The 13087-nt window shown below is 37.6% G+C and carries 11 protein-coding genes; 7 read left to right on the plus strand and 4 right to left on the minus strand.

All coding sequences use genetic code 11. The features are described 5' to 3' along the window. Positions 1-258: 258 nt before the first annotated feature. Positions 259-717, plus strand: a complete 459-nt coding sequence (locus ACWPWS_RS01105) for a MaoC family dehydratase (protein ID WP_209783803.1) — start codon at positions 259-261, stop codon at positions 715-717. An 89-nt stretch (positions 718-806) separates the two neighbouring features. Here the strand turns inward: ACWPWS_RS01105 and ACWPWS_RS01110 are convergent, their stop codons facing one another. Next, positions 807-1769: a zinc-binding dehydrogenase gene (locus ACWPWS_RS01110; RefSeq protein ID WP_454045204.1), complete on the minus strand. Its 963-nt coding sequence runs from the start codon at positions 1767-1769 to the stop codon at positions 807-809. A 56-nt stretch (positions 1770-1825) separates the two neighbouring features. Beyond that, positions 1826-2803: an alpha/beta fold hydrolase gene (locus ACWPWS_RS01115; RefSeq protein WP_454045205.1), complete on the minus strand. Its 978-nt coding sequence runs from the start codon at positions 2801-2803 to the stop codon at positions 1826-1828. A gap of 94 nt (positions 2804-2897) precedes the next feature. Between ACWPWS_RS01115 and ACWPWS_RS01120 the strand changes: the two genes are divergently transcribed. The 6 genes from ACWPWS_RS01120 (at position 2898) to ACWPWS_RS01145 (ending at position 9144) form a co-directional block, all read left to right on the plus strand. After that, entirely contained in the window at positions 2898-3761 is an 864-nt protein-coding gene (locus tag ACWPWS_RS01120; protein ID WP_454045206.1) for a LysR family transcriptional regulator, read from the plus strand. 25 nt (positions 3762-3786) lie between these two features. Further along, positions 3787-4692 (plus strand): helix-turn-helix domain-containing protein, encoded by a 906-nt coding sequence (locus tag ACWPWS_RS01125; protein ID WP_454045207.1) that lies wholly within the window; start codon positions 3787-3789, stop codon positions 4690-4692. A 76-nt stretch (positions 4693-4768) separates the two neighbouring features. Then, entirely contained in the window at positions 4769-5605 is an 837-nt protein-coding gene (locus ACWPWS_RS01130; protein ID WP_454045208.1) for an SDR family NAD(P)-dependent oxidoreductase, read from the plus strand. Positions 5606-5693: 88 nt separating this feature from the next. Further along, positions 5694-6251 carry a Crp/Fnr family transcriptional regulator gene (locus tag ACWPWS_RS01135; RefSeq protein ID WP_454045209.1) on the plus strand — a complete coding sequence of 186 codons (558 nt, stop codon included), beginning with the start codon at positions 5694-5696 and terminating at the stop codon, positions 6249-6251. A 77-nt stretch (positions 6252-6328) separates the two neighbouring features. Beyond that, the gene (locus ACWPWS_RS01140; RefSeq protein ID WP_454045210.1) at positions 6329-7132 is read left to right on the plus strand and encodes an SDR family oxidoreductase; all 804 of its coding nucleotides are present in this window, start codon (positions 6329-6331) and stop codon (positions 7130-7132) included. A 341-nt stretch (positions 7133-7473) separates the two neighbouring features. Continuing rightward, entirely contained in the window at positions 7474-9144 is a 1671-nt protein-coding gene (locus tag ACWPWS_RS01145) for a lamin tail domain-containing protein (protein ID WP_454045211.1), read from the plus strand. A 150-nt stretch (positions 9145-9294) separates the two neighbouring features. Here the strand turns inward: ACWPWS_RS01145 and ACWPWS_RS01150 are convergent, their stop codons facing one another. Both ACWPWS_RS01150 and ACWPWS_RS01155 read right to left on the minus strand, forming a co-directional pair. Next, complete coding sequence (locus ACWPWS_RS01150; RefSeq protein WP_209783810.1) at positions 9295-9762, minus strand: hypothetical protein; 468 nt, start codon at positions 9760-9762, stop codon at positions 9295-9297. 600 nt (positions 9763-10362) lie between these two features. After that, a complete protein-coding gene (locus ACWPWS_RS01155) occupies positions 10363-12762 on the minus strand; it encodes a hypothetical protein (RefSeq protein WP_454045212.1) in 2400 nt (799 codons plus the stop codon). Positions 12763-13087 lie beyond the last annotated feature (325 nt).

Below are 13087 nucleotides of genomic sequence, written 5' to 3' on the forward strand. Positions count from 1 at the left end.
GTATATCTGGATATATTGTTTGAAAGAACATTGATGTAATGTAAATTACTTTTTATTTTCATTATGTTCATTAGCCTCTTACTTTTACGTAAGAGGTTTTTAGAGATTTAAAAAAAATAAGGAAGCAATTGGTCTGAATATTGACAGACTAAGGCCGGATGCCTGGAAAATAAATATGCAGAGTTGATATACACTCGGCTACGGTGATAATCATTGAGCTATACATATTGTAATCCCTCAAAAGGTTCAGAAAAAGATATGATTATTATTAATAATTTTAATGAATATAAGTCTCTTGAAGGGCAGGTATTGGGATATTCTGCCTGGCATTTGATAGATCAGGATCAGATCGATAGATTTGCGAATGCTACATTAGATAACCAGTGGATTCATACTGATCAGGAAAAAGCGGAAAGAGAAGGGCCATTTAAGTCAACAATTGCTCATGGTTATTTAACTTTATCATTGATCCCTTATCTCTGGAAACAGATTGCAGATGTAAGAAATGTAAAAATGGAGATCAACTACGGAATAGAAAATCTTAAATTCGGAGAAGCTGTGCTGGTAAATAGTGCTGTGAAGCTGAAAGCTACGGTAAAATCTGTGATTGACCTTAGGGGAACTGTTAAAGTAATCGTAGAAGCTCAACTGCTAATTAAAGATCGTACAAAGCCCGCTTATATAGGTGATGTCATTTTCCTTTATCATTTTTTATAAAGATGAATCTCCTTTCAGAGAATATAAAAATTTGAAAGCATTATTGAATTCAATGATGCTTTCAAATTTTATGACCTTATTATAAATAATTACACGGTCAATACAATTTTTCCTAATAAAGGTCTGTCTCTTTTCGAATCCTCAATTCTTTGATGAGCTTTTTGGACATCTTCAAGTGAATATATGCTGTCTATAACAGGTTTTACATGTCCGGTTTCAATTAATTCAGTGATATGGTGAAGTTCATCCCTGCTTTGTCGGGTAAAAACAAAATGATACGTCGCATTCTTTTCCCAGGCATTGATGAGGTTTTGAGGCTGTGGAATATCAACGAGTGTTACTACAGAACCGTAATCTGCTAATGCAAGCGGACTGTCTGAAAGGGTAGTTCCTCCCACAGTGTCGATGATTACATTAACACCCTTTCCATTCGTATGTGTTTTGATTTCCTCAATATAATTTTCCTTATGATGATCAATTACAACATCAGCTCCAAGATTTTTTAGTTTTTCATGTAAAATACTTTGCCCGGTGGTATAAACAAAAGCACCCAATGATTTAGCAACCTGTATGGCCAATGTTCCTACACCTCCGGCACCACCAAGGATAAGAATGCGGTCGCCCTTTTTCAATTGAGCCCTTACCACAAGCATTTCCCAAACTGTCCCTCCAATAAGGGGAATAGAAGCAGCTTCCTCATAGCTGATGGTATCCGGCATTCTGGATAATGAAGACTCATCGGTAAGATGATACTCGGCATAGCTCCCCGAACTTCCAAAACGGGGGGAATAATACACCTTATCACCAGGTTTCCATTTTTTAACGGATTCACCTACCGCTATAATATCACCGGCAATATCATGCCCTGTTATCATAGGCAGATCGAAAAGTGATGCATAATCACCTCTTCTGATCTGATAATCCAGCGGGTTAATAGAGGTTGCTCTTACTTTTACCAGTACCTGAGACGGATCTTTTATAACAGGATCGGGCATTTCCGTAAGCTGCAGAACTTCCGGTCCGCCATAGTTTGTAATGAGAATTGTTTTCATAGTGAGATATTTCTCTTATTCTTTTTTTAAGGAAAATAATTTTCTGATTATAGATTTTATCGGGGTAATGTTCCCATAAATTCAAAGATTTCAGCACCTATTTCTGCGGCATTTGTTTCCAGGGCAAAATGTCCCGTATCATAAAACTTTAATTTCGCATCCGGTACATCTTTTTTATAGGCTTCAGCTCCGGCAGGAAGAAAATAAGGATCTTTGTTTCCCCACACCAATAATAATTTTGGATGATATTTTCTGAAATATTCATGAAATTTGGGATATAAAGCCACATTGGTTCTGTAATCTTTTACCAAATCCAGCTGTATCTCTATATTGCCTGGTCTGTCAAGGAATTTCTGATCGAGGGTATACGCTTCCGGGGCAATTAATGAAGGATCAGAAACACCATGCTGATACTGAAACAGGGTAACTTCTTCAGACACAAAGTTTCTTAAGGCAAGACGGTTGGCCTGTGAAGGATCTTTCCAGTATTTCTGGATCGGATTCCATTGATCGCTTAAACCTTCTTCATACGCATTTCCGTTTTGTGAAACGATTCCCGTGATTTTCTCAGGATTATTCATCGCCAGACGTAACCCTACCGGAGCTCCGTAATCAAAGATATAAACAGCAAAACGTTTCATTTCCAGCTTGTCTACAAAGGCCTGTACCGTACCAGCAAGATTGTCGAATGTATAAGAGAACCTGTTATGATCCGGAGCATCAGAATAACCGAATCCCGGAAGATCCGGCGCAATTACATGGTATTTTTTGCTCAAGATCGGGATCAGATTTCTGAACATATGAGATGAGGTAGGATATCCGTGGAGAAGAAGGATCGTGGGAGCATCGGCTGGGCCGGCCTCTCTGTAAAACAGGTTAAGATCATTTACTTTGATGTTGCGATAATGAATAGGATAGTTTTCCATAATGTGATTGTTTGAATGTAATTTTTGATTGGACTGTGCCATGGTCATCGTACCTGTGAATAAGGCAACAGATAAACCTGCAATGAATGGTCTTGAAATTATTTTCATTTATTTTTTTTGATAGTTCAAAATTAATACGGATATTTGATTATTAAAAACGATTAATTGTAATTATTTAAATCACTAATAATGATTAATTGAAATGAATATACACGATTTAAAAATATTTGAAGCCGTAGCAGAAACGGGAAGTTTTACAAAAGCAGCCTCTGTCATGTTTACCGTCCAGTCCAATGTTACAGCAAGAATAAAAAGTCTTGAAGATGAGTTTAATACCAAGCTTTTTTCACGTACCTCAAGAAAAGTAGAGCTTACATCTGAAGGCATGATCCTGATGCAGTATTCTAAACAGATTCAGCATTTGGTGGAAGAAGCAAAAAACAATATTCTGAGCGGTGACAACATCCGGGGTTGTCTGAAAATTGGTTGTATAGAAACAACAATGGCATTAAAAGTTCCGGAAATCCTCAATACTTTTGATGAAAAATACCCTGGTATTGAGCTGGAATTTAAGTCAGATACCAGAGATTCGGTACTGTCTGATGTTTTGGAGTACAGGCTTGATGCAGCCTTTGTTTCTGCCCCTGTGAATGCCAAAGGACTGGAGAAAATCTGTATTAAGGAAGAACAGCTTGTGATTCTGGCTTCCTCAAAAGGCCCGAATCTGCAGACACTCATCGCCAATGAACCCCTGAAAATAGTGGTATTTGATGAAGGCTGTATTTTCAGGGAACGATTAGAATCCTGGCTGAGTCATAAAGGAATTCTTAATTATAAAAGTACGGTTCTGAATTCTATTGAAGGAGTCATTAACTTTGTAGAAGCAGGCCTGGGAGTCAGCATATTGCCTGAGGAAGTGGTTACTCAATACTATGCAGGAAGAGGGATTAAGACGTATGGACTGAACAAGCAGCTGGGAACGATGAATACGATTCTTGTTTTCAGAAAAGACGGACCACAATCCAAAGCTCTGCAGTGTTTTATTGATATGCATTTGGAGGTATAAATTTGAACAGCAAAAAATAAAGGTTATGGCCAAAACTACCGAATCGCTTGATGAGTTTTACAGACATAAATATGGGGCAGTATCCGGAGATTTTCCACAGAATGACGGACAGTTTAATATCTTTAGAATTGAAGATAGAATAAGTACCGGAACTTCCTCACCCACCTTTATCCGAAGAGACTTTTATAAAATCATGCTGTTTCAGGGTGAGAATACCTTTCATTATGGAGACCGGAGCATTACAGTAAGCGGGAATACTTTGCTTTTCTTTACTCCTCATGTACCTTATACATATGAAACTTTAGCACCGGAGACTAAAGGCTGTTTCTGTGTTTTCAAAGAGGAGTTCTTTAAAGGAAACTTTCGTTTAAATTTATTCGAATTGCCTTTATTTATTTCAGGTACACATCCCGTTTTCAGCCTGAAAGATGAGGAAGCATCAGAAATAAAAACACTATTTGAAAAAATAATCAGAGAGATTGATTCAGATTTTGTCTATAAATATGAGCTGATTAAAAATTATGTCAGTGAATTACTCTATTATGGGATGAAATTGCAACCCATTCATCGTATTTCTGAACATGCCAATGCTGCTTCAAGAATTACGGCTGTATTTATGGAATTGCTGGACCGCCAGTTTCCTATTGAATCAGCTGCTCAGCGTTTTGAATTGCGTTCTCCAAAAGCTTTTGCTGACCGGATGAACATTCATGTCAATTCCCTCAACCGGGCTATAAAAAAACAAACGGGGAAAACTACTTCTGAACATATCTTTGAACGGCTTGTTTCTGAAGCCAAAGTTCTTTTAAAATACACAGACTGGAATATTTCGGAAATAAGCTATGTACTTGGTTTCGAAGACCAGGCTCATTTTAATAACTTTTTTAAGAAGCAGACGGACAGCAGCCCAACAAGCATAAGAAGGGTTTGAATTTGACAAATATTGGTTTCTATATGACAAAACGTTCTGTGTCAGATGCAATAATTTTGTATAAAAATCAAATCAAATGAGTCATACAAAAATCTGGTATATCACAGGAGCATCTAAAGGAATGGGGCTTTCCTTAGTAAAAAAGCTATTGGTAGAAGGGCATAAAGTAGCGGCTACTTCAAGAACCGTTGCAGCCTTTGAAAGATTAAATACAGAGTCTGAAAATTTTCTTCCATTGGAAGTGGATTTAAAAGATGAGCAGTCTATAGCACAATCCATGGAGAAAACGGTAAAGCATTTTGGAAGACTGGATGTTGTGGTCAATAATGCTGGTTATGGATTAGGCGGAGCCATAGAAGAACTCAATGCTGATGAAATTGAAGAAAACTTTCAGATTAATTTCTTTGCAGTAGTGAAAGTGATCAGACAAGCATTGCCTTATTTAAGGAATCAGCGTTCCGGACATATTATTAATATCTCATCCATTGCAGGGTTTGCTCCGGGATTGGGATGGAGTATGTATTCTGCTGCAAAATTTGCTGTAACGGGATTATCTGAAGCGCTCACTCACGATCTGAAGCCGCTGGGAATTCATGTGACGGCAGTTCTGCCGGGATGGTTTCGTACCAGTTTTGCTCAACCGGATTCTATCGCTTTTGGCGAAAACCGAATCGATGATTATGACTTCCTGCGAACGGCTCACCAGAAAATGAATGAACTAAACGGAAATCAATTAGGAAACCCGGAAAAAATAGCCGATGTTTTTATGAAGCTTATAGATGATTCTCATCCGCCTGCATTATTATTTTTAGGAACTGATGCAGCCCAGAGGGCAGAAAATAAAATTTCAGAATTATCAGAACAGATAAAACAATGGAAAGAACTTTCCTCATCCACGGATTTTAAAGAATAAGCCGTTCATTGTTTTTTTCATTCCCGTTCAAAAGCAATTTTTACCAAATGGTAAAGCGTTCAAAATAACTATTGCTAACTTTGTCATAATGAAAGAGTTTATAGAATATATCCTGCAGTTTGGTCATTTAAACCAGCAACAAATAGACCTTATCATAAGCAAAGCTCAAGAAATTGAGCTGAGTAAAGATGAGTATTTTGCAGAAGCGGGAAAAGTCCTGAGACAGGTAGGTTTTATTCTCGACGGAATTCTTCGTATCTGTTATTACAACAACAAAGGAGAGGAAATCACCAAGATTTTTCTGGAAGAGAACCATCTGCTTTTTAATCTGAAAAATGTACCTTCCACAGAATATATACAGGCTGCAACCCGTTGCCAGCTGCTTGTGTTTTCTAATCAGGACTGGAAAGATATTTCAGATACGATTATTGACTGGGAAAATATCATTCAGAAAATCACGAATAAAGCACTCGCTCAGAAATTAGAAAGAGTAAGCCCGTTAGTTGCTCAGGATGCTACCACCCGCTATCTGGAATTCATGGAAAAATATCCCACACTGGTTAACCGTATTCCTTTGTCATATATTGCTTCTTATCTTGGAATTACCCAGCAGTCACTCAGCAGAATCAGAAAAAATATCCGGTAAACTGCTTTTTACCAAATGGTAAACAGGTTCTTTTTTTATCGTTGCACATTTGTGATATCAATTTTAAAAAATAAAAAATGAACCCAACCATTTTCATTACAGGTACATCATCAGGATTAGGAAAGGCGGTTGCAAAGCTGTTTGCATCAAAAAACTGGACGGTAATTGCTGCTATGCGGTATCTGGAAAAAGAAACTGAGCTTACAGAGTTTCCCAATATCCATCTCCTGAAATTAGACATCAGCGATCCGAAACAGATTTCCGGAATTGCTTCAGAAGCAGAAAAGATAAGCCCTGTAGATATAGTACTGAATAACGCCGCCTATGGACTTATGGGACCTTTTGAAGGAACTACAGACGAAGAATTGAGCCAACAGATCAATACTAATTTTTTAGGAACGATACTGGTTACAAAATCATTTCTTCCTTATTTAAGAGCCAGAAAAAAGGGAACAATAATTACGGTAACCTCATCCACAGCCAACATTCCATATCCTTTTGTTTCCGTATATGCTGCAACAAAATCAGCGCTTGAAAAATGGTCAGAAGGCATGAGTTATGAATTGAAAGAGTGGGGGATCAGTATCAAAACAGTGGTTCCTGCTTATATGCAAACTCATTTTGGAAGCAATGCCCAAATGGTTTCCCATCCGGATTACCAGAATGTTTTCAATCAATATATTAAATCCATGAGAGCAGATTCCACTGCGAAACGGGATACTCCTGAAACCATTGCCAATATCGTGTATGAAGCAGCAACAGACCACAAGCAGCAGCTTCATTATATCGCTGGTGATCTGGCAACAACAGAATATGAATGGCTTAGAAAAGAGGGAATAGAAACTGTATTGGAAACAATGAGCCAGCGGTTTTTTGGATGATACATTATTTTTCAAAACAATCTGTATTCTTAGCGATCTTCATTTTACAACAGGCCTTTCAAATCTGAAAGGCCTGTTGATTTTAAATATGTTTTTTATTTCAACGCGTGAGTATGCTTAAGAGAAAAAGCGAAGATTTTTAAGAAGGTTATTTTTTATACGTAAAAATGCCTATGCGCTACAGTACAAATACTTGGCTTCAAAATCAGAGATTTATACCCTAAAATCCGGTCTTTTTTCATCGTTACTTTGGTATGTTCAAAAGAAGCTTCCAAACCCTGAACAACGGCAGTATCCGAAAAGCCAACAAAAGAGTAGGAACCATACCAAATATTATTATCATGAAAAATCCAGAAAATGTTGCTCCCTTTGTAGAAGCATCACAAATTATTACAGAACTGAAAGACAGAGCCAATGATATTCTTTCCAGTGTTTTAAGTACAGACCTGTCTGCAATCACTATCAATGGCAAAGGAAATTTCCCTTATTACTGGCAGGATCCGTCTAATCTGAAGTTTAATAAGAAAACTTACGACTGGATCTCTTCCAACCTTAGAGCCAATACGGAGCCGGTGCAGCTGGATCAGGTATTTACCAATTACTTTATTGATGCTTTCTCAAAAGTTAACTATTCTTTATCCGTAGAAGATACCGCTGTACTGAATGATGCCCATACAAGAGCTACAGATCAGCAAATGGCTTTGCTTAATGCGTGGGTAGCTGCTTATAATACGCTTCCTCCTGCTACCGACACCATGCAGCCTATTGATATCATTATGGATAAAATTGCTACAGAATGGGCGAATCCTGCTACTACTTTGTATCAGATTCAGAAAAGTGATAACCTTGATGCTCTGCTGAACAAGACTCCGGCAAGCGGAAAACCGATTATTCCTGTGCTAGCTAATTATCTGGATGCGCTGGGTGCTACGATATCTCTGCAGAACAATGTGACGATGAACAACGGCTACTTATCCAAAGCATTAAAGAATGTACAGAATCCTAAAAAAGAAAATGGCGGACTGCTGCTGAATGACGACAGTATTTTACCAGCTTTTCAGGTGACAACACCGCTTAGCGATATTTTAAATGGTCTTAAAAATACCGCTCAGACCGCTCAGATTGATATGGAAGTCAGCCGTGAATCTGAAAGCAAGTTCCGGGTTTCCGTAGAGGGAAAAACGGGTTTTTCTATTCCTATCTTTGATTTCTTTACGTTGGGAATTGGTGGCAATGCCAATTATTTCAGTGAAGATATTGCGATAAGTAAAAACTCTATCAAAATATCAATGATGTTTACAGGAGTTACTCTTGTTAACTTTGGACCAACAGATTTTAATATAGCCAGTAATATGTACTGGGCATGGTTTGATCCGATCCGTAAAGCGCAGATCAACAGCAGAGACAAAGAGGAAGAAAAACATATCTCAGGATATAAATTTTCTCCGGATCCGGGTATGAAATTCAATGCCGAAGGACCTTTCGGTTTACTGAACGGGGTGGCGATTTCCAATTATCCTACGGTAGAGATCACTGTAACGGGTGAAGATTATAAGAGTATTCAGAAAACTTTTGAACAGTCTACTTCTGCTACGCTTTCTTTCTTAGGAATTCCTTTGGCGAGTGTTAAAGAATCTACCTATTCTTCTTCCTTCTCTGTGGATCAATCAAAATCTACAATTAAGATCACACTCAGTCCTCCGCCAAGTCTGGTTGCGGGTAACAATAGAGATTCCATAGCATGGGTTTTAGGTGCTATTGTGGATTATCCGGCTGAAGTGGGTGATGATGTTGAACTTCTGGATAATGAAGAGTTAGTAGCGAAAGGTGCTTATCCTAACTACCAGCTATATAAAGATAACTTCGGAACTACCTATTGCTCTGTGAAAAAAGTGAAATCTCACGCTGTGGGCGCTACATGGGTAAGTGAATGTCTTGCTGCCCATCCGGGAACAAGCCCGGCAGGAAAACCATGGACAAGCCCTAAGCAATCCGGGGTAATCTGGCCATAAACCAACAAAAAATAACTCATAAAAATAGACTGTCTTTTGAGACAGTCTATTTTGTTAGGTACTATATCAAGATCTTCTTTTATCTGTCTGTGTTCAAACTTTTTCTGGTCTGAAATAGAGAGACTTTGAAGAATAGTGAAGTTTAAAAAACTATTTGACAAGAAGATAGATTCCAACCCCAATGGCAGCATAAGCCGTAACAGTAAGGATATCAGCGATAGGCTGCGAAAAACGTTTTTCTGCAATTCTCTCGCTATTGATCTGGTTCTTATGGAATTTCAGACTTTTTTTAGCATTACGAACGGGATGTGCTACCAGACTGTCGCCTTCCCATCGGTCAACGATAACTTTATAACTCTTGTTATCCACTTCAATTTTAACATTTTTACCCGCAGCTAATTTCTCCTGAATATTAACCGGAGCAGGTGCCTGCTGGATGTTCAGACTTTGAGGTGCAGCGGTAGTGTTCATTTGAGGAGCGGTATTATTGGCAATCGCTGTATTCTTTTTAGAGTCCTGCTTATTGCCGGCAGCCGGATCCACTGGCTTTTTTACCTGATAAGTATAGCAACTGGTAAGCGTACATAATATAATGATGAAATAAAGATTCTTTCGCATAAGCCAAATTTAAGAATTAAACGGAATATTTGAGAGTTTCTTTTAAAAGATGATGTTTTTTTGAAAAATTTCTGCTGTTTACAATACAAAAAGTTTCCTGATATCATTCTTTAAGGTTACTGATATTTCAGTTGAGGTTTTGGAACACTATTTTGGGGTTCTGAAATGCTCCTTTAAGGTCTTTATGTTCTGCCTATAGGTCTGTGATCCCTAATTTCTGGTTGGTGAACCCCCAAGGGAAGGGTTTTATATTGCTCCGGATGGGTCTGGAACCGCAAAAGAATATTCTGGAACCGCTACGTAGGAGTAAAGTAAAAAGGCAGCGTACTGTTTTTGTCTTTAAAGTGTAAGTCTTATACAAAAGAACTTCGTTTGATATCCTTGTCAAGGTTTTAAACCTTGACAAGGATGGGTTTATATTGTAACTACCTTCCAGAAAGGAAAAGATGATTTTTTTATAATGATTAATGTTTGCAGCATAAAATTCGTTCATTTATAAAAACAGACAAATATCTATTCTTTATAACCATCATCACTTCCTTCTTCCAGCTTCCCTCTTCAAAACTAAAAAGCCTTTCAGTTTTCCTGAAAGGCTTTTTATTATTTCAAAATCTGCTGGTCATAAAGAATGTTGTCGTCTTCATCAAAGCTTATGATCAGTACTTTATATTGTTTAGCGCTGTCGTTGTTGAAGAATTTAATTCTTGGAGGGACGTAATCGCTGTCAAATAAATTCGGGTTCCAGTAAAGGGTTTCGCGGGTATCACTTTCAATTTTTTCCGGAGCATTATCATCGATCATTTCAATAGGGAATTCTGAAGGTTTATCATATCCTTTGATGATTGATGCATTGTTCTTCGGGGCTTCTTTTTCATTGCTTTTGGATTTCATATTCCCTTTCATGGTATAGACGGCTATGGCATCACCTACCAGTCCTGATCCTTTAATGATTTTTACCATCGCTATATTGCTGATAGGAAGGTTGGCAATCATGGTGGCATCTGTAGATATTTCATCCAAATACAGTTTAGCCTGCTGGCCGCGGATAGAGGGAACATTGATCCCTGAACTGTTTCTTTGAAAGGTTAATCCGGCTGTAGCTCTTCCTTGCAGCCAGTCTAATACATTCATTGATCCTCCGGTATGCTGGTTTTCGTTCACAAAGTCAAATATGGTGGTATTGACAGAACTGAACATTCCACTGGACAGTTGTTTATCCAGTTCTTCTGTGGGATCTTTCTTTTTTCCTACCAAAGCAACTTCCTGAATCTGTATTTCAGCACTTTCTTTCTTTTTAATATTTTTTTGGGTGTTGATGGCTCTGGAGATTTTTGGAGAAACCGTCTTGTTTTTATCGGTCTTTACCAATGTGTATTTGGTAGCAGGGAAGTTACCTTTAAATGGTGTGGGCGTAACTAACGGCTCTATGGTGACAAACAAATCATCCTTTCCTGATTCTTTGTTTTCTGAATTTACAAAAAATGATACGTCTAAAGGTTCATCATTATTGAGATTATTTAAATAAATATATCCGTTTTGATCTGTTTTAAACTGATTAAAGCTAGGCGTATTTTTACCCAATCTCAATATTAAATTGACAGTGGTGTTCACCAGCATTGTATTGTTTTTAATAGGTTTTACCCTGTAGGAAAGATATTGCTCAGATTTGGTCTTAATAGAGGGTGCTGATCCGCTGAGTGCAGAATTCCAGTCGAATCTTTTCCAGTTTTCAGAAATAAGCAGGGCATCAAGAGCCTCACTGTTAGCATTCCTGGAGAAATATTGTGCAGGGTTGTCTATTCTTGTGGTGAAATCTCCTGTCAACCAAAGTCCGCTCAGAATATTTTCTTCTTCCGGAGTTTGGGTGCCATCATCTTCGCTTACCAGAACCGTATAATTTTTAAAATAAGACTCGGGAGAAAGGTCAATGCTGTTGAAAGCCCTTGGCGTTGTTTTTAAGCTCTGGCCTATTATTTCTGCTTTCTCAATCTTTAAATTGCCGGGCTTGATAAAGCAAAGCCTTTTTGCTACAACGTTATCCTGTTCATCAAAAATAACCAACTGTAAAATACCGTTTGCTCCGTTACTTATTTTTGTAGGAATAAGACTTGATGCTTCACTGGTTAATTGATTGATATTCGCTCTATAGGCAAGGTGGTTATTGATCATTCCGACAATTTTATAACCCTGAAGCTGTTGTTTCAGATTAACACCTTTAAGAGCATATTTTATCCCTTCTTTTGTACTGGAAACTTCAATATTAAGACCGCTGTCTGCAACCTGTGGCAGATCTATGGTTTGACTTTTCCCCGTATTGTCCTGAATAATGGCCTGGTATTTTTTTCCTGAAGCCGGAGTTATTTTAAAAGAGGCTACATTTTTATCAAAAGATTTAAATGTGGTGATTGGAGTATTGGGATTTTGAGAATCTATTATTTTTCCGGACCAGTTTTCCGGCAGTGATGAATTGGATGACAGCCTCACTGCAAATTTTGTAGGCATACCACTAATGAAAGTTCCGCCTTCGGGAAATGCTTTTGCAGACCAATCGGAATTTTTTGCAATAACTAATGATTCTGCAGAGCCTGGATTATAAACCGGAATGGTTTTTACAATTTGGAAATCTTCATTAAAATTAGTCATGTAAGGAGTATAAGCTCTTACAAAATAAACCTGTTCGGGAAGATCCTCTTTCAGCTGAAAATCTCCACTGCCTTCCCCATTAGTCAACAGGATGGTTTTCCAGTCTATTAATTTTTTATCAGCATTGTACAGCTCAACAAATAGGGTAGTAGATAATGGAGAACGGTTATATCCGTCAAATACAAAACTTTTAAACCATATTTTGTCACCGGCAGCATATTGGGATTTGTCGGTAAGTACATATACTTTCTCCTGCTCGTAATTATCCTCAAGATTGGTAATTGCCTTTTCTAATTTGGTTTGTGCCAGTACAGGCTGTACCATTGAAATAAGCAATACACGGAATATATTTTTCATAAGAAATCTCAGCGCATTTTAATTCTTTGCTAATGTAGTCATTTAAAGACTTCGGTAATTGATATTTAATGGGTTATTTCACCAGAAAGAAGTAGGATTGATCCTATTTCAAGAGTGAAAATTTCGAGATACCATGCATGGTGAACCATTTCAAGGATTCAGAATGGAATTGTGAATTAAGTGGCAACCTACTGTAAATTAAAAATTTAGATATGAATAATTAATCAATATTACGTGATAAAATAAGTTTTGAACGGATATTTTTATTATTTTTATGAAATAAACTAAAACATGAAAACAAATGAAATTTATTCACATCCCAGTA

Source organism: Chryseobacterium sp. Marseille-Q8038 (assembly GCF_965111995.1).